We start from the raw sequence: 23,639 nt of genomic DNA on the forward strand, positions 1-23,639 counted from the left end.
TCTTTGCCACATTAATACTCGTCATACTTCAAATTGCATGTGCGTTAGCTGCCTGAAACTTGAATTATTTAGAGTATTTTATACCCATCCATTCTTTGGTTGCCGAAACCAGCAACCGTCAAGCGCTTGGGTAACTATTCAGATCCAAAAGGCTATTTGCCGCTCTTAACCTTGGTCCAAGCGCGAGTACGCGTGCGGTCAATCTGAGGAGATTGTACCTTGAGCGTAAACATTTTAGCGCGGACATCAGCTGGCGGGTAAACGCCTGGGTTGTTACGAATCTCTTCGTTCACAAAAGGCAAGGATGCCAGATTACCGCTGGCGTAATACGTGTGGTTACTGATCTCAGCCATTACTTCCGGCTTCATCAGATAATCCAGAAACGCGTAGGCTTCATCCAGATTTTTAGCATCTTTCGGAATGGCGAGGACATCAAAGAATGCCAATGCACCTTCTTTCGGAATGCTGTATTGGATATTTACCCCGTTCTTCGCTTCTTTCGCACGGTTCCCCGCCTGCATGATATCGCCAGCCCAGCCGACTGCAACGCAGATGTCGCCGTTAGCCAGATCGTTGATGTACTGCGATGAATGGAAGTAACGAATGCTTGGGCGTAATTTCAGCAACAGATCGGTCGCTGACGTGGTGTAATCACCCGGTTTGGTGCTGTTCGGATCTTTACCCTGATAGTTCAATACCGTGGCAAAAATCTCTTCTGGTGCATCCAGGAAGGATACACCGCAGCTTTTCAGCTTTTCCAGATTCTCTGGCTTCAATACCAGATCCCAGCTGTCAACTGGCGCATCGGCACCCAGCGCGGCTTTAACTTTATCAACGTTATAGCCAATGCCGGTGGTCGCCCACAGGTAAGGCAACGCATATTTATTATCAGGATCGTGCTGCGCAATGAGCTTCATCAGCTCAGGATCCAGATTTTTGTAATTCGGCAGCTTACTCTTGTCTAATGGCTGAAACACTCCCGCTGAGAGTTGGCGCTCAAGGAAGCTGGCAGAAGGTACCACCAGATCAAAACCCGTGCTGCCCGCCATGAGCTTGCCTTCCAACACTTCGTTGGAGTCAAACACATCATAGACAACCTTAATGCCGGTTTCTTTCTGGAAATTGGCTAACGTGTTCGGTGCGATATAGTCGGACCAGTTATAAACATGCAGCGTTTTCTCTTCCGCAGATGCGGTGACGGACGCGGCCATCAGCAAGCCGGTAACAACACCCGATAGCCATTTTTTACGTTGGGTGAACATCCGTTCCTTCCTCCATTCAAGGGGGTGATTCATAAAAATGAATATGTATCGTTCCGATACAAAATATGTCCTGTCGCGCCATCCAACTGGTGAATGAGTATGCACCGGTTTTTTATTCGCTCAGACACAGACATAGCCTTGATTAGGCAGTCTGTCCCTTACAGGAATAAAGCATAACCCCACAACATCGTACGTACCATACTTGAACGTAAAAAATGGGTTTTAACGATTATTTATTCACATTTTATCGATGTGATGAAGGCGTTTAGCGACAAACAAAGAGAAATATCTGGCAATAATGCGAAATAACCAGAATAAATGGCGGCGAAAGGAAAATAAGTAAAACCGATTGCTGCCGTTGGCAGCAATCGTATCAATGCAAATGTGAGGTCGTGACTACGACAGCAGAGCCCTCTTCTTCCTCACCGATAAACAGCAGATTATTAGCACCGGCTTCAAGAATCACCATCGAGATCTGTTCTTCGGATTGCTGCATAAAATGTCTGAATTGTTCCAACGTCATTCCTGCGGAAACGCTGAATGACTGGCAGACAATCAGTTTTGGCAGGTTATCGTCTTGAACGTCGATAAACGCTTTGACGGTCAACGAGCTGGCATTGATTTGGCTCAGATCGCCGACCAGAGGAATAAGTGCGCTGGGTTTCACTTCAGCAAGTGCCGAAAACAGGATCACATTGTCTACCAGATCAACTTTCGCATCGAACACGCCATCAAAATTTTGCATATGAGGAAGATGGAGTGCCTGACAAGAATCACATTCGAAATACAGAATATTCAGTTGATCCAGCCACCGCCGTAGCATAGCCAAATCCGGGACGATGAGTGAATCCATCATGTTTGCCTCATACCTGCCACCATAAAGACAGCGTTGTTGAAAAGGGAACACCGCTCACGCAAAAACGATGTTAAAAACGGCCCATAGCTTACGGAATATTGTGCGACGATGCCATTATAAAAGTACCTCACTATGCGCATTCATCGCTCCGCAATGCGGCGACACATTCACCCAACCTGACGCCGATGCCCACACGCCAAGGGATAGCGCCCTATTTTACGGCGCAGTATCTGTTTCAGAAAACTAACTTTTTCCTATTGTTGGCGATGTTGCGACGCGCCTCTGAGTATTTTGCTCAATAAATTCAATCATCATGTTAGCAATATCGAGCCCAGTCGTTGTTTCAATCCCTTCCAGCCCCGGCGAAGCATTCACTTCCATCACCAGCGGCCCTCGGTCGGCACGCAAAATATCAACACCAGCCACATTCAGACCCAATGTTTTCGCCGCTTTGATGGCTATCGCACGCTCCTGTGCCGTAATTTTCACTTTGTTCGCTGTACCACCGCGATGCAGGTTTGAACGGAATTCTCCCGCTTTCGCTTGCCGCTCAATGGCTGCCACAACCCGATGGCCAATCACAAAACAGCGAATGTCCCTACCCTGAGCTTCGTGCACATATTCCTGCACCAGAATATGGGCATTCAACCCGCGAAACGCATCAATCACGCTTTCCGCCGCCTGCCGCGTCTCAGCTAATACCACGCCAATCCCCTGCGTACCTTCCACCAATTTCACGACCAACGGCGCACCACCCACCATCGCAATCAGATCGCCTGTATCATCCGGCGAGTGAGCGAATCCGGTGACCGGCAGGTCAATTCCCTCGCGGGCAAGCAATTGTAATGAATGAAGTTTGTCACGAGCACGAATCACCGCAACAGAATTATTCAGCGGGTAGCTTCCCAGCATTTCAAACTGCCGCAACACTGCCGTGCCGTAAAAGGTGATTTGTGAACCGATGCGAGGAATAACCGCATCGTATTTATCCAATCGGCGTCCGCGATAATGCACCGACGGTGCCGCCGAATTGATATTCATATAGCAGGAAAGCGGATCAATAATCTCAACGCTGTGCTTGCGCGACTCAGCAGCTTCACGCAGACGTTTGCAGGAATATAACGACCCATCACGAGACAGAATGGCTATCTTCATAAATATCCTACAGATACTAGCGTATCGCCCATCCTTGTTGATGTAAGTAGTCCAGCATGAATGGACGTAGCTCTTTTTTCAGCGTCAGTTCAACATGCTCACTCCAGCTTTCACGGCGGCTACCGGTACGCTGCAGATAATATTCCACCATGTGCTGGTCGTATTGTGCCAACACATCGCGGTCGAGCGACTGATAGACATTTTCATGCAGCATCATGGCGGCTGGCATACGCGGTTTCAATTGCGGTTCGGCGTCCGGGTGCCCCAGACACAGGCCAAACAGCGGCATCACCAGCGTTGGCAATTGCAGTAACTGCGTCACATCAGCAATGCGATTGCGGATACCGCCGATAAACACCCCGCCCAACCCCAGCGATTCAGCAGCAACCAGCGCATTCTGCGCCATGATCGCGGTGTCAACACAGCCAATCAGCAATTGCTCGGCCAGCCCCGTTTCTGCCTGTGGGAAAATCTCAACATGGCGGTGAAAATCGGCACAAAAGACCCAAAATTCTGCCGCCTGCGCCACATAGGCTTGCTCGCCGGTATAGTGAACCAATGTTTCACGCACGGCAGGATCGGTAATACGAATAATCGAACTGCACTGTAAAAAGCTGGAGCTGGACGCACTTTGTGCGGAGGTAATGATCGCGTGGCGTTGTTCATCCGTTACAGGCTGAGACGTAAACGCGCGGATGGAACGGTGGCGTTGTAGCAAATCAATGGTTGGTGTCACACTGGCATCCTTGGGTCGGTAAAATTATTTCGTTATCTATACCCTAAATAATTCGAGCTGCTGGACAAAACATTGGCGTTTTGAACAACGCAAAGCGTTGGCCCGCAGGCAGAGGCCCACAACGGGGCGAGTATTTGAACACAGCCAACGCACATGCAGCTTGAAGTATGACGGGTATAATAGCTTCAACAAATCGTTGTAACAGGTAATGACTACTTTTTTTCATCAATGAATACGGGCATAGTAGCGCGATTCGCAGTAACCTCATTAACCGTAACATTTTAAGCCGTGACCTTGTCTGCAACAGGCGTCACGCTATGCGTTTCCAAGAATGAGAACATTTTTCTAATTTTACGAAGGAGTTTACATGTTCGCTGTAATTTTCGGGCGCCCAGCTTGCCCTTATTGTGTACGTGCGAAAGAACTGGCAGAGAAACTGGCCGAGCAACGTGATGACTTCAGCTTCCGCTATGTAGACATTCACGCAGAAGGCATCTCGAAAGAAGATTTGTCCAAGACAGTAGGAAAGCCGGTTGAAACCGTGCCGCAGATTTTCCTGGATGAAAAACACATCGGTGGCTGCACTGATTTTGAAGCCTATGCCAAAGAGCATCTGGCGCTGTTCCAGTCATAATCCCTAGACTGGCGAGACAAGAGCGCGGCGAAAGTCCGCGCTTTTTTTATGGGCCCTTGTCCAGAACCCACTCAGCGTAAATAGCGTCGATACAGACTGCGTAAACACATCACGCCCAGCGCTCCCAGCACACACCAAAAGACCGCACTCATCACATAGGCCAGTTCTTGCCAGAAAGACCGCATCGGCGTGTTCCACAGGTGAAGCACCAGTAAACACACCGGCATCGCTGCCAGCGCGCCAAACAGCGGGTAAAGCAGGCGACCGCGTGCGGAAAGAAAACACGCCACCATACCGGGCAGCAGAAAGAGCAACATACCCGGACTGCCCCGCAACCCGTCATTCACCGCGACATCCGATACTTCAATCTTTTGACTCAGAAATACCACGGTGAACAATAGAAAACAGCAGGTCGCACCGACCCAACCTTTATTTTTTGCCATAAATCGCCCCCTATCAATATGCCTCCCAATTTCCATCGACCAGATACCGAAAGCGTTCGGTATGGTAAACATGATCGGTGTATCTATTCCCCGATATGAAAAACATGAGGCTTCGCTATGATTTATTCGACGCATAGGTCGTCAGCAAAAAAAGACGATGGTCTGCGTATTTCGTCAACAGCGACACCACAATCATTAAATTAAACAATAATTACACTGAACAATTTTTATCGGATAAATTATACTGAATGAGGCTGATTCCTTTCAGCTGACGCGTATTGATACCGTCACGGGAATTCATGCATTTCATGGCTAAATCTAGCCGCTATAATGAATAACATCAAGAACTTACTGGTAAACAACAAGTTACATTCCATGAATATAAACGTCGCTGATTTGTTAAACGGGAATTACATTCTGCTTTTATTCGTGGTTCTTTCATTAGGACTATGTCTGGGGAAATTGCGCCTCGGGCCAGTACAACTCGGTAATTCTATTGGCGTTTTAGTTGTTTCTTTATTACTCGGCCAACAACATTTTTCGATTAATACCGAAGCGCTTAGCCTCGGTTTTATGTTATTTATTTTTTGCGTAGGGGTGGAAGCCGGGCCGAATTTCTTTTCTATTTTCTTCCGCGACGGGAAAAATTATTTCATGCTGGCGCTGGTGATGGTCGGCAGCGCCATGTTACTGGCATTAGGTTTAGGCAAACTCTTTGGTTGGGGAATCGGCCTGACAGCGGGGATGCTGGCAGGATCGATGACATCTACGCCCGTGCTGGTCGGTGCAGGTGACACGCTGCGCAATACCGCCAGTTTGGGTGGTCAACTCAGTATTGAACAAGATCATTTGAGTCTGGGCTATGCGCTGACGTATCTGGTCGGGCTGGTGAGTCTCATTTTTGGTGCACGCTATCTGCCTAAACTCCAGCATCAGGATCTTCCCACCAGCGCGCAGCAAATTGCACGCGAGCGCGGGCTGGATGTCGACAGCCAAAGAAAAGTGTATTTGCCCGTGATTCGAGCCTACCGCGTCGGACCTGAGCTGGTTGACTGGGCGGCGGGAAAAAATCTGCGCGAACTGGGGATCTATCGTCAGACCGGCTGCTACATCGAGCGTATTCGACGCAACGGAATTCTGGCCAATCCCGACGGCGATGCCGTTTTGCAAATCGGTGACGAGATCGCATTGGTCGGCTACCCCGACGCACACTCTCGTCTGAATTCCAATTTCCGCGATGGCAAAGAAGTTTTTGACCGTGATTTGCTGGACATGCGCATTGTGACGGAAGAGATTGTCGTCAAGAATCACAACGCCGTCGGCAAACGCCTAAGCCAATTGAAACTGACTGACCACGGCTGCTTCCTTAACCGTATTGTCCGTAGCCAAATAGAAATGCCGCTTGACGATAACGTTGTGCTAAATAAAGGTGATGTCTTACAGGTCAGCGGTGACGCCCGTCGGGTAAAAAGCATTGCTGACCGAATCGGGTTCATTTCTATTCACAGTCAGGTCACCGATCTACTGGCCTTCTGCGCCTTTTTTGTTATCGGCGTGATGGTCGGGCTGATCACCATCCAGTTCAGCAACTTCACCTTTGGCATCGGTAACGCAGCTGGGTTGCTCTTCGCCGGTATCATGCTGGGCTTCCTACGCGCCAACCACCCGACCTTCGGCTATATTCCGCAAGGCGCACTTAACATGGTTAAGGAGTTTGGCCTGATGGTCTTTATGGCGGGCGTGGGCCTGAGTGCTGGCAGCACCATCAACAGTAGCCTGGGAGAAGTGGGTATCCAGATGCTGGCTTCAGGGCTGATTGTCAGCCTCGTGCCGGTGGTGATTTGTTTTCTGTTCGGCGCGTATGTACTGAAAATGAACCGAGCGCTGCTGTTTGGTGCCATGATGGGCGCGCGGACCTGTGCACCAGCCATGGAGATCATCAGCGATACCGCACGCAGTAATATTCCTGCTCTCGGCTATGCGGGTACCTACGCTATCGCTAACGTGCTGCTCACATTAGCAGGTTCACTTATCGTGGTTATCTGGCCTGAATTGCCCGGCTAAAAAAATGTAAAAAAACGTGAATTCTTTCTAGAAAACTCAGAACTTTTTCTTTGACCCACAGTCTGAATAAGTGCCACTGCTTTTCTTTGATTCCCCTTATTGAGGAAGCCCATCGTTCCCGCCTTTCAGGTTCAAGAGCGATGGGCGTTTTCTTTTCTGCCTTATACTCGTCATACTTCAAATTGCATGTGCGTTGGCTACGCTACTCGGCACACTTGCGTGTGTCTCGCCCCGCAGGGGCCGCTGCAAGCAGCGTTCAAACCTGCCTCTGGCAGATTTGTCATCCGAATCACTTACCTGAGTAAGCTCATCGGGATGCCCTCGCTTGCCGCGTTATTCGGCCTTATGGCCTCTCCCCTCCGGGGTCAGCGCAAGCGCTGTTCAAAAACGTCTTGCCGTTTTTGTCCTGAAATTTGAATTATTTAGAGTATACCTCTTCCCTATTTCCCGATATCCACACATCCGCTATCACATTTGCTTCATTTTTTGTTATTAAAATAACAAATATTAATTTTTTTGTTATTTTTGTGACATTAAAATCATTGAGTGCCATAATCACGCTATCTGATTTTTTATCGACACAACCAAGGATTTACCATGACTAACTACGCACGCTATATCGACCACACTCTGCTGGCAGCAAATGCCACCGAACAACAAATCATTACGCTGTGTGATGAAGCGATAGCGCACCATTTTTATGCCGTCTGTGTTAATTCCGGTTACGTTCCCTTAGCGGCCGAAAAACTGAAAGATTCAACGGTGCAGGTGTGCTCCGTTATCGGTTTTCCTCTCGGTGCAGGCCTGACGTCCAGCAAAGCGTTTGAAGCGAAAGCGGCGATTGATGCTGGCGCCCAGGAAATCGATATGGTGATTAACGTCGGCTGGCTGAAAAGCGGGAAGATTGACGCCGTCAAAGCGGATATCCAGGCCGTGCGTGAGGTTTGCGCCGCTATACCGTTGAAGGTAATATTGGAAACCTGTCTGCTTGATGACGACCAGATTGTGCTGGTGTGTGAAATGTGTAGTCAGTTGGATGTCGCGTTCGTTAAAACATCTACCGGTTTCAGCACCGGCGGCGCACGCGAAGAACACGTTCGACTGATGCGCAATACCGTCGGCAACGAGATGGGTGTAAAAGCCTCCGGCGCGGTTCGCGATCGCGAAACGGCACAACGTATGATTGAAGCAGGCGCCACGCGTATTGGCACCAGTTCAGGCGTTGCTATCGTTTCAGGTGACGCAGCCGCAGCAGGAAACTACTAACAACAAAAAATAGCTTACTCGCAGGGAATTTTATGGAAACGCGGCGCGACGAACGAATCGGCAGACTGGCTCAGGCATTAAAGAAAACCGATAAACTCCATCTTAAGGACGCCGCACAGCTACTCGGTGTGTCCGAGATGACCGTGCGCCGCGATCTGAATGCAGATTCCACCAGCGTTATGCTGCTCGGCGGCTACGTCGTTAGCGATCTGAAGAATAACGGTGTCACAAACTATTTTGTCTCCGACCAGCAGACCAAACACGTAAGAGAAAAGCAGGCTATCGGTACCGCTGCCGCCTATCTGGTGGAAGCAAACGATACCGTTTTTTTCGACTGTGGCACAACTATTCCTTTCATCATCGATGCCATTCCTGATGAGCTGTCTTTTACCGCGATTTGCTATTCCCTGAACACCTTTTTGGCGTTACAGGAGAAAAAGGCATGCAGAGTGATTTTATGCGGCGGGGAATACCATCCAGATAACGCGATCTTTACCCCGCTCAACCAACGCTGCGAGCTGGACAACGTTTGCCCGAATAAAGCTTTTATCTCTGCGGCAGGTATCGAACTTAACGCAGGTGCAACCTGCTTTAATTTTGCCGAACTAGGCATGAAGCAACGCGCGATGGCAACCGCACAGCGCATCATTATTGTGGCAGACAACAGCAAATTCGGTCAGATAAAACGCGCCTGTATCGGCCCGATGACGCTGTTTGATACGGTGATTTCCGACGGCGCCCCGAGCGAACCTTACCTACGCTACTTCTCCAACAACGGCATTCAGTTAATCCATCCGGGGAAGTAGCATCTGTTCTATAGTCAGCGTGATTGATAGCGTTAATAGAATAGAGGCTTAACCGAACAGCCCACCGAACCACTGCTGTACCTTCATCATCACCGTATCCCAGAGGCGGCTAAAGAAACCCGCCTCGGGGATATCATCCATCGCTACCAGTTGACGCTGTCCGATACTTTTACCCTCCAGTTGGAAATCGATGGTGCCAACAACCTGATTCTTGGTTAACGGTGCAGAAAGCTGCGGCTGATTGAGCGTGAAACTGGCTTTCAGGTTCTTCATCTGCCCTTTTGGGATGGTCAGTGCAGCATCCTGTGCGACGCCAAGCCGCGCCTCTTTCTCAGTGCCAAACCACACCCGCTGCGTGGTAAAAGGGGAATCTGACTTGATAGGCGTTACCGTTTCAAAAAAGCGGAAGCCCCATGTGAGCAATTTTTCGCTTTCACGAAAACGAATGGCATCCGTTTGCGCCCCTAACACTACGGAAATCAGGCGCATATTGCCTTCCGTTGCCGAAGCCACCAAATTGTGTCCTGCGCCGTTGGTATGGCCGGTTTTCACGCCGTCCACATTCAGATTCGTGCTCCATAGCAGACGGTTGCGGTTAGGCTGGCGAATATTGTTGAAGGTGAACTCTTTTTCCTTGTGCAATGCATACTCTTCCGGCACGTCGCGAATCAACGCCTGCCCTAACAGCGCCATATCGCGCGCGGTGCTGTACTGCCCCGGCGCATCGAGGCCGTGCACAGTAAGGAAATGCGTATTCGTCAGGTTAAGCGCCTTCGCATAATTGTTCATCAGGCTGACAAACGCATCCTGGCTGCCCGCAACGTAATCCGCAAGCGCGATGCTGGCATCATTGCCCGACTGAATGACAATCCCTTTGTTTAACTCAGAAACGGGGATGCGATCGCCCGGCTTAAGGAACATTAGCGACGAACCGCGCAGCGCCGGATTGCCCGTTGCCCAAGCATCTTTTCCTACCGTGACTTCATCCGTCGGGCGAATTTTACCGGATTTGAGCGCCTGCCCAATCACATAACTCGCCATGATTTTTGTCAGGCTGGCAGGATCAAGTCGCTCATCGGCGTTGCTCTCCGCTAGCACTTTACCGCTATCGTGATCGATCAGGATAAAGGCTTTGGCGTCAATCTGCGGCACGGCTGGCAACTGTTCCGCATAGGTGAGAGGCACCAAACCAACAAGCAATGCCGTACCTATAGAGAAAGACGTGAGTTTGGTCAGGAAAGGAGTTGTTTTCATGAGTTCGCCGCAATATCCATCAGTCGTTAAAAATTATTAATTTTCAATATGTTTTGAAAACTTTAGTAACATACAAAGGTAACGCGTCATCTCTGGGATGAAAACCATCGTTTCTGTAAAGATAGTCAAAGAAATGAAAGTCTCTAAAAAAATGCAGATAAAGAAAGGACTTAGGGGAAATAAGGAATATCTGAAAATGCTAGCAGCACGCCACAATCAGAAAAAATAGAGAATGGCACGAGGAGCCATGGCAGTACAGCCTCCCCTCGTGCCTGAGCCTAGCCTCTAGCGCCGTTCGCGCTTATCGGCGCGTTTCGACAACCAGTCACCCAGCGTCTGCACCACCTGCACTAAAATAACCAGCGCAATCACGGTAATCACCATGACCTCGGTTTCATAACGGTAATAACCGAAGCGAATCGCCAAGTCGCCCACGCCACCGCCGCCGACAATGCCCGCCATCGCCGAATAGCCGATGAGGCTCACCAGCGTAATCGTCAGGCCACGCAATAGCCCTGCTTTCGCCTCTGGCAACAGCACCGTGCCGATAATGCGCATCGGACTGGCACCAAAAGCTTCGGCCGCTTCCACAATGCCGGGATCGATCTCACGCAGTGCGCTATCCACCAGACGGGCATAAAACGCAATCGCTGCGACAGACATCGGCACTGCTGCCGCCACAGGTCCAATGGTATTGCCCAACAGAATCTGCGTAAGCGGCAGCAGCAACACCAGCAGAATAACGAAAGGAATAGAACGGATGATGTTCACCAACACGGTGCCAAACAGATAAACGGCGCGGTTTTGCCAGAACAGATTCCTGTCCGTAACGTAAATCAGCAACCCCAGCGGTAAACCACCGCTCACAGCAAACAGCGTGGAAATACCCACCATCTGGAACGTTTCACCGAACGCCGCGAGCAGATCACTCCATAAATCAGCCATGTAGCACCTCCACGTTCGCCGTTCTTACCTGAATATGTTCCACTGCTTCCGCCACTTTTTCGGGGTCGGATGGATGAGTCAATAGCGCCACGAGTATGCCCAACGCACGATTACCGATGTATTCAATCTTACCGTGCAGGATGTTGACGGATACACCAAAGCGCGTCGCCACGTCCGACAGCACCGGCTGCTCCGCCGATTCACCGACGAACAGAATCTTCAATAATGTGCCCTGTAAATCCTCCAGCAAACGAGGCGGCAAGGCGAGATCCAGCGTATGGGACACCAGTTGGCGAGTAAACGCGTGCTGCGGTGTAGCGAAGATATCGAAAACATCGCCCTCTTCCACAACTCGACCGCCCGTCATCACCGCGACCCGATCGCAGATGGCCTTAATCACGCTCATCTCATGGGAGATCAGCACGATGGTGATACCCAGTTTCTCGTTAATCTCTTTCAATAGCGTCAGAATGGCCGCTGACGTTTCTAAATCGAGCGCCGAGGTCGGCTCATCGCACAGCAACACTTCGGGATCGTTGGCAATCGCTCTGGCGATGCCTACCCGCTGCTTCTGACCACCGCTAAGCTGTGCCGGATAAGACGACGCTTTATCTGATAGCCCGACCAGATTTAGAATTTCCGGCACGCGCAGAGCAATTTCCGCATTGGATTTGCCAGCCGCTTTCAGGCTAAACGCGACGTTTTCTGTCACGGTACGCATCTGCATCAGGTTGAAATGCTGAAAGATCATGCCGATTTTTTGCCGCTGTTCCCGTAGCAGCTGCCCTGCTAATTCGCTGATAAGCACACCATTAACAAGCACACGGCCGGAGGTCGGTCGCTGCAAGAGGTTGATGGTTCGCAGTAGCGTACTTTTCCCCGCGCCGCTGGTGCCAACAATCCCGTAAACCTCTCCGCGCTGAATGTGCAGCGACACGTTGTCTACCGCGAGATTTGATGGTTGCTTCCCTTGGGAGAAGTCAACGCTTACCCCTTCTAACTGAATCATTATCCGCAAACTCCTGGCCTGAGCGGAAAAGAAGAAAGCCGGTCATAGACCGGCCAAATGATATTCTGTGCAGCTTGATGCTTACTGGGCAGGCGCTGGCGTTTTCGCCTGCATCCACTCAGGTTTCTGGAACTGGCTATACATCAACGCTGGATCGTTGATCACAGCGGCGTAGGCCGGCGATTCTACGATCGCTTTTGTGTCTTTCACGAATGGCTTATCGAGATCGTCGGTACGCACAGCAATAATATTCTTCAGATTTTCATCCAGCGTTTCCAGCTTGATGGCCGATGACAGTTTCATGCCCGACGCCAGCGCAAAATTGCCGTTAACCAGCGATGCTGTCACGCTATCCAGCGTACGAGGCAGCTGTGCCGCTTCCATCGGTTTGAAAACCAACCCACGTGGGTTTTCAAGAATATCTTTCTCAGAAGCCTTGGTTGGATCGATATCGGCCTTAATCGTAATCAGCCCCATCGATTGCAGGAAACGCAGGCCACGCGCCAGATTGGTCGCGTCGTTAGAGAGCGTGACGACGTCCCCTTTTTTCAGCTCACCCAGTGATGTGACCTTCTTCGAATAGAAGCCCATGCTGGCTGTCGGCACAACGATCAGTGGAGAAATTTTTAACCCTTTATCGGCGGCAAATTTCTCCAGATACAGCGTATGCTGGAAAAGGTTGGCGTCAATGCTGCCGTTGGCCAGTGCCAGATTGGGCTGAACGTAATCACTGAATTCACGCACGACGACTTTGTAGCCTTTTTTCACCAACTCAGGTTTAATCGCCAGATTCACCATGTCACCATACGGCCCCGGTGCCACGCCAAACGTGATCGTCTGCGGATCGCTGCTGGCCATAGCAAGTTGCATGCTGGCAGCAAACAGCGTGATGCCCAGAGCGGCGCGAACAGAATGCGTCAATTTCATTGTGTAACTTTCCTGTCTGAATGTAACTTGCTGTCATTATTAAGAATGACAAGTTAAATCATAAAGACTAAAAAGGCATATCATTATTTCTCATCGACTGTCGCAAACATCTGAACATCCTTTATGCAGAAAGAGGTAGGTATGATAACGATTTGGGGTCGTGACAATTCGACCAACGTCAAGAAAGTCCTGTGGTGCGCGGAAGAACTTGCGCTGTCTTATCAGCATATTGTGGCTGGCGGGCAATTCGGCCGTAACCATGATGCCGATTATCTGGCGATGAACCCTAATGGCCTCATCCCCTGTTTACAGGACGATGAGCTGGTGCTGTGGGAATCCAACACTATCGTGCGTTATCTGGCGGCACAGTACGGCCAGAATTCGCTGTATTTCGCTGATGCGGGCGAACGTGCGGGTGCAGAAAAGTGGATGGACTGGACGAGCTCGCTTGCGGCTTCTTTCGGCCCCGTGTTCATTAATATGGTGCGTGTCGCGCCGGAAAAACGCGATATGGCATTGGTACAGAAAGGCATGGCCGAATGCGAACGTCTGTTCGGTATTGTCGATACGGTTCTGGCTCGTCAACAATGGCTATCCGGCGATCGGTTTGGCGTTGGTGATATTCCGTTAGGCTGCGTTGTCTACGGCTGGCTGAATATGCCGATTGAACGTCAGACACATCCTCATCTGGAGCGCTGGTATCAGCAGCTAACCGAGCGTCCGGCTTATCAAAAGCACGTCATGATCCCGCTGTCTTAAGTGAATACAGGAACCGCAAGGTGCCTGATTTTGCTGACAAAGTATGCAGAGCGGTGATAATGGGTAGATCGTAAAGACGCTGCAAGTACATCCCTGTAAGCTCGGATTGCGCCATCCCTGGCGCAACGCTTTACTCTTCTATCCCATTACCCCCGTTCTCGTTCCGTAAATAGATTTGTCAACAGGACACCACGCGGTGTCTGATTTTTTACTCCAGCCCGACCTTCAACAATTTGCCATTGTCGTGATCGGTCAGCAAATAGAGGTAACCATCAGGCCCCAGCCTTACGTCGCGGATGCGTTCACCCCGGTCGGTCAACAAACGCTCTTGTGACGCGACCTTGTCACCCTCAAGCGTAAGACGAATCAGGTTCTTCTCTGCAAGCGCCCCGATAAAGACCGAGTTTTTCCACTGCGGGAAACGATCGCTGTTATAGAACGCCATTCCACTGATGCCCGGTGATTTTTCCCAGTAGAAATCGGGATTCACCATCCCTGCGATCTCTTTTCCTTTCGCTTCTGGGATTTTCAGCCCGGAATAATTGATGCCATGTGTTGCAATCGGCCAGCCGTAATTTTCGCCCGCTTTGGGAATGTTGATCTCATCGCCACCTTTCGGACCATGCTCGTTTTCCCACAGCACGCCAGACCAAGGGTTAATCGCCAATCCCTGTGGATTACGGTGCCCATAAGACCAGATTTCCGGCCGCGCGTTAGGTGTGTTAACAAACGGGTTATCGGACGGCACCTTGCCATCTGCCGTCAGACGAACAATTTTACCCTGTAATTTATCCAGGTCCTGTGCAGTCGGGCGCTCGTTGTTTTCACCCAGTGCGATAAACAGATGCCCCTGTCGATCAAAGGCCAGCTTGCCGCCAAAATGGTTACCCGTCGACAGCTTGGGTTCCTGGCGGAAGAAGACTGTGAAATTCTCTAACCGTTTATTATCTTCAGAAAGTTTGCCATACCCGACAGCGGTTCCCGCTTTGCCATCGCTCCCCTCTTCGGCAAAGCTCAGGTAGATACGCCGATTCTGCGCAAAATCCGGTGATAATGCGACTTCCAATAACCCCCCCTGTGATTTGGCAAAGACTTTCGGCACGCCAGCGATGGGAGCTGATAACGCGCTACCCGCTTTCCATAAGCGTAAATTCCCGGCACGTTCCGTGATCAAGATTCCCTGTTCTTCCGGCAAAAACGCTAATGACCACGGGTGATCCAGTTTATCTTGCAATTCTATCACCTTCGGTTCCGCCGCTAACAGTTGGCTGGAAAACAGCAGCGTTGCGCTAAGCAGCAACCAGTGTGGCGCAGCAGAAAATCGTCGTAACACGGTGTGTGAAGCAGAATTGCGAGGTATCAAGCAAGCGGACATAGCGTTGTCTCCATCCAACAAAAGTCCTGTAAATTTAGGCGGCAGGCGGTGTTTGTGCAAAAAAACGGGGCGAGGTTTACATTTATTGAAGAAATCCGTCAGTCAAAACATCTTAGTCACAGCGATAAAATGCTGAGTTTCACACCACTGACTATAAGGATAATCAACTATGGTGTAGAATCCTCCGGTTTTTATTTTCTGTTTATTTTGTGAGCGAATAATATGCAACAACCCCGTATCGGCTTTGTTTCCCTCGGTTGCCCGAAAAACCTCGTCGACTCCGAGAGGATTCTGACCGAACTGCGTACTGAAGGTTATCAGGTCGTACCACGTTATGACGACGCTGAACTGGTGATCGTCAATACCTGTGGTTTTATTGACAGCGCCGTACAAGAGTCGCTGGAAGCCATCGGCGAAGCGCTGAATGAGAACGGCAAAGTCATCGTGACGGGCTGTTTGGGTGCCAAAGAAAATCAAATACGCGAAGTGCACCCCAAGGTTCTGGAAATTACCGGTCCGCACAGCTACGAGCAAGTACTGTCACACGTACATCAATATGTCCCTAAACCGACGCACAACCCATTTACCAGTCTGGTTCCCGAGCAGGGTGTGAAACTCACGCCGCGTCATTACGCTTATCTGAAAATTTCAGAGGGCTGTAACCACCGCTGTACGTTCTGCATCATCCCTTCTATGCGTGGCGATTTGGATAGCCGCCCAATCGGTTCAGTACTGGATGAAGCGAAACGTCTGGTCGATGCTGGCGTAAAAGAGCTGCTGGTGATTTCTCAGGATACCTCGGCGTACGGCGCAGATGTGAAGCAGCGCACTGGCTTTTGGAACGGCCAACCGGTCAAAACCAGTATGGTCAGCCTGTGTGAGCAACTGGCATCGCTAGGCGTGTGGGTACGCCTGCACTATGTCTACCCTTACCCGCACGTAGACGATGTGATCCCATTAATGGCAGAAGGTAAAATTTTGCCTTATCTGGACATTCCGCTCCAACACGCCAGCCCGAAGATTCTCAAGCTGATGAAGCGTCCGGGCGCGGTAGAAAGAACGCTGGAGCGCATTAAGCGCTGGCGCGAGATTTGCCCTGATTTAACGCTGCGTTCGACCTTTATTGTCGGCTTCCCCGGCGAAACGGAAGAAGACTTCCAGATGCTGCTCGACTTCCTGAAAGAAGCCAAACTTGACCGTGTAGGCTGTTTCAAATTCAGCCCAGTCGAAGGCGCAGCGGCAAATGAATTGCCAGGTCAGGTGCTGGAAGAGGTTAAAGAAGAACGTTTCCACCGCTTCATGCAGCTTCAACAGGCGATTTCTACTCAACGCTTGCAGGATAAAATTGGCCGTGAAGTGCTAGTGCTGATCGATGAAATCGACGAAGAAGGCGCAATTGGTCGCAGTATGGCTGATGCCCCTGAAATTGATGGCGCAGTTTATCTGAACGGCGAAACTAGCGTGAAAGTCGGTGACATCGTCAAAGTGAAAGTCGAACACGCAGATGAATACGATCTGTGGGGTAGTCGCGTTTAATACGCTTATCACGCCAGCTTTTCGGCCCGAAAGGCTGGCGTTTTATTTTCATGCCATATCGGGCTGAATGCTGAAAATTCAATCAACAAACCGCCCGTTCCTCGCCTGCATCTTGCGTCCCCCTGTCAGGTAAAGTAGCCTTGAGGCATGATTAATTTACTAGCCTTACCCGAGGCATAAGCATGTGGAAACGCCTGACATTCGGTTTGTTAGCCCTCATTGGCGTGCTGCTGCTCTCTGCTTTTGCCCTCGATCGTTGGATCAGTTGGAAAACCGCGCCCTTTATTTACGATGAGCTTCAGACCCTGCCGAAACGTCAGGTTGGCGTCGTATTGGGGACAGCGAAATACTACCGTACTGGCGTGATCAATCAGTATTATCTGTTCCGTATGCAAGGGACGATTAACGCCTACAACAGCGGTAAAGTCAGCTATCTGCTATTAAGCGGCGATAACGCGCTGCAAAGTTACAATGAACCGATGACGATGCGCCGTGATTTGATTGCTGCGGGTGTCCCACCTTCAGACATCGTGCTCGACTACGCGGGGTTCCGCACGCTGGATTCCATCGTCAGGACGCGCAAGGTCTTTGATACCAATGATTTCACCATCATCACCCAGCGTTTCCACTGCGAGCGTGCGCTATTTATCGCGCTACACCTCGGTATTCAGGCCCAGTGTTACGCCGTACCTTCCCCCAAAAATATGATGACCGTGCGAGTTCGTGAATTTGGTGCTCGTCTGGGTGCGCTGTTCGATCTGTATATTCTCAAACGCGAGCCGCGCTTTTTAGGACCGCAGGTGCCGATTCCAGCAGAACATAAGATCCCTGAAGATGCACCAGACTACCCTGCCGTTCTGCCGGAACAGGTGCTGACCTCGCCAGTGAATCAGACTAAACCTTACCAACCGACGAGAACCGCATCGGAACCTACGCCGCAGAACGAGAAAGTCACTCCGTAGCGTATTTTTCTACGCGGCTTTCCCTATCGCATTGGTGAGTTTACGCCACAGCCATTCGAGCGGCCCCTGACGGAAATAACGTAGCCAGTAATGGGAAAAGACCAGATTGACGACCCAGATAGCGGGAACCAGCGCCAGCAGTTGCAGGCGGCTGAAGGCCATAAACAGGCCAAGCTGGTTAAACAACGCCACGCAAATCAGCGTTTGCAGCAAATAGTTGGTTAGCGCCATACGCCCGATATTTGTAATCCAATATGTGATGCGCCACTGACACAGCGTGGCCCAAAATCCATAGCACAGCGCAAGATACCCTATCGTCTGTAAGGGTGAGCTCAACTCACGTGGGATCTGCAATAACAGCCCGCTCCAGCGATACTCCCAGCCCACCAGCCACTGTCCCACTACGCCGATACTGTTAATTGCCACGCCCAGCGGGATCAGCCACAGGGCAACCTTACGATAATGGGCTGTACTGAACTCACCTTTCAACCAGCCGCTGCGCATCAACCCTGCGCCTAGCAACATCGATCCCGCCAGTAACCAGCCGTACTGTACGCCAAGTGATAACAGGCTTTCTGTTAGCAGATCAACGCGATTTCCCCACGCTACCGGTCCACCTAACGCCCGCCAGTAAGCCTCATAGGTGACATCCGCCATACCTGGCAGCCAGAACCTCCCCGGTTGCAGACTCAGAATCTGGCTCAGCACAAACAACACGCCGATCCCCACCAGATACAGAACCGCCCCAGTACGCATTAGCAATCGGCTGCTCTCCGCATGGCGAATCATGCCGTAGCACACCAGCCCAATCAGCGCATAGTCGAGCAAAATGTCGCCATCCCACAGAAAAATGGCGTGAATCAGCCCGATGACCATCAACCAGAACAGGCGTGCATGTACCCAGCGCTTCCCCCGCGAAAGTAGAAGCTGTAACCCCGCACCAAAAAGAAGAGAAAATAGCGTCAGGAATTTCGCCTGCGCGATCAGATCCATCGCCGCCCAGGTTAAAGCATCAGATAATGTCGCTTGTCCCTGCCAGGCCGGGTTCAGGTATGCCGCGTGCGGTAAACCAAACGCCGTAATATTCAGCAGTAGAATGCCCAAAATAGCGATGCCACGCGCGAAATCTAGCGCAACGATCCGCGAGGGTGGCAACTGAGGTGACGGTGTAGTGTGAGAAGGCATACAAATTACATTTTCAAAGCATCGAAGTAGCGATTGTATGCACAGACGGGGAAAAAGCGAAGATGCTTACTGATTTAGCGGCGATCAATGTGGCGATGACAACGTGTATTTCCTTCATCATCGCCAATAAGAGGGGCTTAATTATGGTGACGTACCGCGCGCAAGAATTCCTGACGCGTGTTCTGGCTGGATTTAAACAACCCGCCGAGCGATGTCGTGGTCGTGGCGCTAGTCGCATCACGAATACCGCGAGCCTTCACGCAGTAGTGCACCGCATCAATCGAGACCGCAACATTGTTGGTTCCCAACAGCGTTTGCAGTGCGACCAAAATCTGCTGAGTTAAGCGCTCCTGCACCTGAGGGCGCTGAGAGAAAAACTGAACGATTCGGTTGAGCTTCGACAGGCCAATGACGCCATCTTTTGGAATATACGCCACCGTAGCTTTCCCATCGATCATCACGAAATGGTGTTCGCAGGTGCTGGTCAGTGTGATATCGCGCACGGTGACCATTTCATCGACCTTCATTTTGTTTTCAATGATGGTGATTTTGGGGAAGTTGGCATAGTCCAAACCGGAGAATATTTCATCAACGTACATTTTGGCGATACGCGTCGGTGTTTCAGCCAGACTGTCATCGCCCAGATCGAGGCTCAGCAAATTCATAATTTCCGTCATATGCTCGGCAATACGTTGCTTACGCGTATCCCGATCCAACAACGCCCCGCGCAGCGGCGTTTCCAGACCGCGAGCCAGCAACGCTTCGTGCACCATAACGGCTTCTTTACTTAGTGATGACATTATTATTCTCCTGCAGGTGTAGCTATGCCTATCGCTCGGTCTCGGTCAGACCCTAGCGCCGTCAACACTCTAGTTGAGAGAGTAACGATTATCCAGCGATTGTATGTCATGATTGTTGAAATAGATTCAAGTTATCAAACGCAGCGGGTGCTGCCCGTGCGTAGTAACACGTACCGGCTCGTATACACTCAGAAACCCCACTCAGTAGTGAATAGATGCCCCAGTCACCAATGTTCAGTAATAAATGTTCAGCGATAAATAAAAAAGCACTGAGAAAATCATCCCAGTGCTTTTAACGATGAATTACCTGATTTTTGCGGCCGTCATTGTCCCGATGCCGTTTGTCATGAAATTATCAGAAGGTTTCCCAGTTGTCGTTGGCGTTGCCTTTCTTACCGCCAGCGGCCGCGAGTAACATCGGTTTCTGCGCTGCTGGCGCTTTCTCCGCCAGATGCTGTTGAGGACGACGAGGTGCCTCTGCGGCCGACAGTTGGAACACCGATACGGCTTCAGTCAACTGACGAGCCTGATCTTCCAGAGATGCAGCGGCGGCGGCAGATTCCTGAACCAGCGCGGAGTTCTGTTGCGTAACGCCATCCATCTCGGTAACAGCAAGACCAATTTGGCTAATACCGCGACTCTGTTCATCCGACGCCGATGCAATTTCACCCATCAGATCGTTCACACGAGTAATCGCAGAAATGATGGAATCCATCGCTTCGCCAGTCTGTGTGACCTGATTGGATCCCATGTTGACGCGTTGAACCGATTCCGCAATCAGGCTTTCAATTTCTTTCGCCGCCTGAGCACTGCGCTGCGCCAGATTACGGACTTCACCTGCAACGACCGCAAAGCCGCGACCTTGTTCACCCGCTCTGGCTGCTTCTACTGCCGCATTCAGCGCCAGAATATTGGTCTGGAAGGCAATACCGTTGATCACGCTGGTGATGTCTGCAATTTTCTTCGAGCTTGTCGTAATACTCGCCATCGTCGCCATTACATCTGCCGTGACCTCACCGCCTTTTTTCGCCGCTACAGAAGCGTCCTGCGCTAGCTTCGTCGCCTGATGAACGTTATCGGCATTCTGTTTCACCGTCGCACTCAGTTCTTCCATACTGGCAGCAGTCTGTTCCAGTGCGGCTGCCTGCTGTTCGGTGCGTGCGGACAGATCGTTGTTGCCACTTTTGATCTCACTCGAGCCCTGATGAATCGATGCAGAGCTGTCGCGGATGATGGAAACCGTATTAACCAGACTTCCCTGCATCTCTTTCAGATAAGGGATCAATTGCCCAGCACAGTTACGACCAAACTCGTCAAGCGGGTGACCGAGCTGCCCGGCTGCCAGAACCTGGAAATAGCCTTTGATCATATTTAACGGTTTGACCAGATAGTGAACCAGATAGCGATCCGTCAACAGCAGGATAAGCAGCCCAAGAACCGCCGCGCCCAGCAGAATACGATTACTCCAATCAACCAGGCCGTAGACCTCATCCATTGACGTCTCTGACGACGACATAATCGCAGTCTGATATTTTTCCATATTGCCGCCAAACGCCACACTCAGCGGCGGGTACGCTTTGCGGAAAAGCTGACGAAACTCCTCCTGACGATTATCACGCGCGGCATTCAGCATTGGCGTCAACCCGTTATCCAGCAATTGTGCCCACGCCGCGATCATATTGTCTGCTGTTTCTTTATCGACGCCGACATGTCCAGCAGCTTTAAACACAGCCAGTTGATCTGATGTGTTTTTAAACGCCGCTGTTGCTGACGTAAATACTTTTTCTGCTTCCGCAGTTTCGCCCGTTTGCTGAAAATCCATCGAACGCAACAAGCGAGTAACCGTACGAAAATACTGGTCATTGCCTTTTACCAGCATCTCTACGTTTTTACGCTGAGCTTCGCCGGACTCCAATAGTTTAGTCATGCTGCTTAATGAGGTAGAGGTAAAGAAAGATGCTCCACCCCATACAACCAAAAACAGCCCCAATATTGTTAAAAGCATTGCCCTGATGGTGATATTTTTTAAAAAATTCACAGAAGACTCCTATAAATTATCTGGCGATTTTCCTCTGCGCTTTCTACAAGATGGCTGCACATTTTTAATTGGAAATACGCCGGGTGTTACGTCATTTAATGAAGAGCTAAGACTCTCATTAGTTAGAGTTATTTTCCTTTAATGACCAAAAGATACACTTCCTTACAATAACGATAAGGTATTCCTACCATACATTAACATTATCGGCACTTTAGCCGGGCACTTTACGCCCTTGCATCAACAAATGCGATCAAAATGAAGAATTGCGATAGTTTTTGGCTATTGCTCAGTTACAACTATTTACTTATACATTTAACTGTTTATTTTAATTGTCTATTTATTTTCCCTCCTTCGCTATTGTGTCAGGAGGAAATACGATTTTATTTTTCTGTGATTATTCTTATTTTTTCATTCGAGTCTCTTCTGCTAGGAAATATGCCCCTATTCGCTGCAATAGTTGATTGTGGTGCTATTAATTCAGGCCGCGATCATTTTATCGCTTTCTACATTTTCTAAATCCAGATATTAATCTTGATGATAATTACGCCCGTAATTTTCATCATTCAGGCATGTTTCAACGCGCCAGATTTAGGTTGCGTTCGCTATCTGCGTGTTCCACACCAGTTGCGAAATGCACAGCTTGCCGCTACACTTCACAAAAAGTGAATAATCAAACATCAGTTCATTACAAAAAGAGAAAGCTATGGATTTGACCCAACTCCGCATGTTCTGTCTCGTCGCCGAAACGGGATCCGTCGCACGCGCCGCTGAACAGCTTCATCGGGTGCCCTCAAATCTGACAACGCGGTTACGCCAGCTAGAGCTGGAACTAGGCACCGACCTATTTATTCGGGAGAAACAGCGCCTGCGTTTATCGCCGATCGGGCACAATTTTTTGTGCTATGCACAGCGCATTTTGGCGCTCAGTGAGGAAGCGATCAGCATGACGCGCACGGGTGAACCCGCAGGTAATTTCTCGTTAGGCTCGATGGAAAGTACGGCGGCAACCCGCTTGCCCACGCTATTAGCGGCTTACCATCAGCGCTACCCTAATGTCTCTCTGTCCCTGAATACCGGTACATCAGGGGAAATCATTGAGCGCGTTCGGGCAGGAACGTTGGCAGCGGCGTTAGTCGATGGCCCCGTCGTGTACGATGAACTGAATGGTTGTTCATGTTTTGCGGAACGATTAGTGCTGATATCCGATCCTTCGCACTCGCCGATTACCCATGCACGAGATGCCAGTCACGATACGCTGTTTGCCTTTCGCCCCAGCTGTTCCTACAGAAAACGCTTAGAAAACTGGTTCCGCCAGGATGGCGTGGTGCCCGGCACCATCATGGAAATCCACTCATATCACGCCATGCTTGCCTGTGTAGCCAGCGGTGCTGGACTGGCTATGCTGCCCTATGCCGTCCTCGAATCACTGTCCGCAAGCGCACGCGTTCAGGTACATGAATTACCACCCGATATCGCAACCGCATCAACCTGGCTGGTATGGCGGCGCGACGCTTTCGGCCCGAATGTCGAGGCGCTTAAAAAGCTCATTATTGAGCAATCCGCTCAGTCGGAATGAACATTTATTTTCAGCAAAGCACCATTTAATAGAGACGACATAGTGATGAAC

The 23,639-nt window shown here is 50.4% G+C and carries 21 protein-coding genes; 8 read left to right on the forward strand and 13 right to left on the reverse strand.

Annotation, left to right across the window (positions count from 1 at the left end):
* Positions 1-152 precede the first annotated feature (152 nt).
* The 4 genes from potF to nfsA all read right to left on the reverse strand — a co-directional run bounded on the left by potF (position 153) and on the right by nfsA (position 4,009).
* Positions 153-1,262, reverse strand: coding sequence for a spermidine/putrescine ABC transporter substrate-binding protein PotF (gene potF / locus A0G03_RS02890; protein WP_048260660.1), 1,110 nt, complete (start codon positions 1,260-1,262; stop codon positions 153-155).
* 373 nt (positions 1,263-1,635) lie between these two features.
* On the reverse strand, positions 1,636-2,115 hold the full coding sequence (locus A0G03_RS02895; RefSeq protein ID WP_048261131.1) for a type III secretion system chaperone family protein: 480 nt from the start codon (positions 2,113-2,115) through the stop codon (positions 1,636-1,638).
* A gap of 246 nt (positions 2,116-2,361) precedes the next feature.
* On the reverse strand, positions 2,362-3,273 hold the full coding sequence (gene rimK / locus A0G03_RS02900; protein ID WP_048260662.1) for a 30S ribosomal protein S6--L-glutamate ligase: 912 nt from the start codon (positions 3,271-3,273) through the stop codon (positions 2,362-2,364).
* 16 nt (positions 3,274-3,289) lie between these two features.
* Entirely contained in the window at positions 3,290-4,009 is a 720-nt protein-coding gene (gene nfsA, locus A0G03_RS02905; protein WP_048260664.1) for an oxygen-insensitive NADPH nitroreductase, read from the reverse strand.
* Between the two features lie 367 nt (positions 4,010-4,376).
* Between nfsA and A0G03_RS02910 the strand changes: the two genes are divergently transcribed.
* Positions 4,377-4,643 carry a GrxA family glutaredoxin gene (locus A0G03_RS02910; RefSeq protein WP_010277298.1) on the forward strand — a complete coding sequence of 89 codons (267 nt, stop codon included), beginning with the start codon at positions 4,377-4,379 and terminating at the stop codon, positions 4,641-4,643.
* Positions 4,644-4,714: 71 nt separating this feature from the next.
* Here the strand turns inward: A0G03_RS02910 and A0G03_RS02915 are convergent, their stop codons facing one another.
* Positions 4,715-5,086, reverse strand: a complete 372-nt coding sequence (locus A0G03_RS02915) for an inner membrane protein YbjM (RefSeq protein WP_048260665.1) — start codon at positions 5,084-5,086, stop codon at positions 4,715-4,717.
* Positions 5,087-5,461: 375 nt separating this feature from the next.
* On the opposite strand from A0G03_RS02915, the gene A0G03_RS02920 reads away from it, so the two are divergent.
* The 3 genes from A0G03_RS02920 to deoR all read left to right on the forward strand — a co-directional run bounded on the left by A0G03_RS02920 (position 5,462) and on the right by deoR (position 9,222).
* Positions 5,462-7,150, forward strand: a complete 1,689-nt coding sequence (locus A0G03_RS02920; RefSeq protein ID WP_048261133.1) for an aspartate:alanine antiporter — start codon at positions 5,462-5,464, stop codon at positions 7,148-7,150.
* A gap of 597 nt (positions 7,151-7,747) precedes the next feature.
* Positions 7,748-8,416: a deoxyribose-phosphate aldolase gene (gene deoC / locus A0G03_RS02930; protein WP_048260667.1), complete on the forward strand. Its 669-nt coding sequence runs from the start codon at positions 7,748-7,750 to the stop codon at positions 8,414-8,416.
* A 32-nt stretch (positions 8,417-8,448) separates the two neighbouring features.
* A complete protein-coding gene (deoR, locus tag A0G03_RS02935) occupies positions 8,449-9,222 on the forward strand; it encodes a DNA-binding transcriptional repressor DeoR (protein ID WP_048260670.1) in 774 nt (257 codons plus the stop codon).
* Between the two features lie 48 nt (positions 9,223-9,270).
* On the opposite strand, the gene A0G03_RS02940 is transcribed toward deoR, so the two are convergent.
* The 4 genes from A0G03_RS02940 to A0G03_RS02955 form a co-directional block, all read right to left on the reverse strand.
* Positions 9,271-10,476, reverse strand: a complete 1,206-nt coding sequence (locus A0G03_RS02940) for a serine hydrolase (RefSeq protein ID WP_048260672.1) — start codon at positions 10,474-10,476, stop codon at positions 9,271-9,273.
* Positions 10,477-10,761: 285 nt separating this feature from the next.
* The gene (locus A0G03_RS02945; protein WP_048260674.1) at positions 10,762-11,421 is read right to left on the reverse strand and encodes a methionine ABC transporter permease; all 660 of its coding nucleotides are present in this window, start codon (positions 11,419-11,421) and stop codon (positions 10,762-10,764) included.
* Entirely contained in the window at positions 11,414-12,430 is a 1,017-nt protein-coding gene (locus A0G03_RS02950; protein ID WP_048260675.1) for a methionine ABC transporter ATP-binding protein, read from the reverse strand. The genes A0G03_RS02945 and A0G03_RS02950 overlap by 8 nt, the downstream gene beginning before the upstream one ends.
* 81 nt (positions 12,431-12,511) lie before the next feature.
* Complete coding sequence (locus A0G03_RS02955) at positions 12,512-13,357, reverse strand: MetQ/NlpA family ABC transporter substrate-binding protein (protein WP_048260676.1); 846 nt, start codon at positions 13,355-13,357, stop codon at positions 12,512-12,514.
* Between the two features lie 141 nt (positions 13,358-13,498).
* Here A0G03_RS02955 and A0G03_RS02960 point away from each other — a divergent pair, with 141 nt between their 5' ends.
* Entirely contained in the window at positions 13,499-14,116 is a 618-nt protein-coding gene (locus A0G03_RS02960; protein WP_048260677.1) for a glutathione S-transferase family protein, read from the forward strand.
* A 208-nt stretch (positions 14,117-14,324) separates the two neighbouring features.
* On the opposite strand, the gene A0G03_RS02965 is transcribed toward A0G03_RS02960, so the two are convergent.
* Positions 14,325-15,491 carry a PQQ-dependent sugar dehydrogenase gene (locus tag A0G03_RS02965; RefSeq protein ID WP_048260678.1) on the reverse strand — a complete coding sequence of 389 codons (1,167 nt, stop codon included), beginning with the start codon at positions 15,489-15,491 and terminating at the stop codon, positions 14,325-14,327.
* 222 nt (positions 15,492-15,713) lie between these two features.
* Here A0G03_RS02965 and rimO point away from each other — a divergent pair, with 222 nt between their 5' ends.
* Together rimO and sanA are read left to right on the forward strand one after the other, a co-directional pair.
* Positions 15,714-17,027, forward strand: coding sequence for a 30S ribosomal protein S12 methylthiotransferase RimO (gene rimO / locus A0G03_RS02970; protein ID WP_048260680.1), 1,314 nt, complete (start codon positions 15,714-15,716; stop codon positions 17,025-17,027).
* A 182-nt stretch (positions 17,028-17,209) separates the two neighbouring features.
* Entirely contained in the window at positions 17,210-17,989 is a 780-nt protein-coding gene (gene sanA, locus A0G03_RS02975; protein WP_048260682.1) for an outer membrane permeability protein SanA, read from the forward strand.
* 9 nt (positions 17,990-17,998) lie between these two features.
* On the opposite strand, the gene yeiB is transcribed toward sanA, so the two are convergent.
* The 3 genes from yeiB to A0G03_RS02990 all read right to left on the reverse strand — a co-directional run bounded on the left by yeiB (position 17,999) and on the right by A0G03_RS02990 (position 22,012).
* Positions 17,999-19,174, reverse strand: a complete 1,176-nt coding sequence (gene yeiB / locus A0G03_RS02980) for a DUF418 domain-containing protein YeiB (RefSeq protein ID WP_048260684.1) — start codon at positions 19,172-19,174, stop codon at positions 17,999-18,001.
* A gap of 137 nt (positions 19,175-19,311) precedes the next feature.
* Positions 19,312-19,974, reverse strand: a complete 663-nt coding sequence (gene folE, locus A0G03_RS02985; protein WP_011094252.1) for a GTP cyclohydrolase I FolE — start codon at positions 19,972-19,974, stop codon at positions 19,312-19,314.
* Positions 19,975-20,329: 355 nt separating this feature from the next.
* Positions 20,330-22,012: a methyl-accepting chemotaxis protein gene (locus A0G03_RS02990; RefSeq protein ID WP_048260686.1), complete on the reverse strand. Its 1,683-nt coding sequence runs from the start codon at positions 22,010-22,012 to the stop codon at positions 20,330-20,332.
* 703 nt (positions 22,013-22,715) lie between these two features.
* Between A0G03_RS02990 and ptrR the strand changes: the two genes are divergently transcribed.
* A complete protein-coding gene (gene ptrR / locus A0G03_RS02995; RefSeq protein WP_048260687.1) occupies positions 22,716-23,588 on the forward strand; it encodes a putrescine utilization regulator PtrR in 873 nt (290 codons plus the stop codon).
* Positions 23,589-23,639: the final 51 nt, after the last annotated feature.

Source organism: Pectobacterium peruviense, from assembly GCF_002847345.1.
GTDB classification, from domain to species: Bacteria; Pseudomonadota; Gammaproteobacteria; order Enterobacterales; family Enterobacteriaceae; genus Pectobacterium; species Pectobacterium peruviense.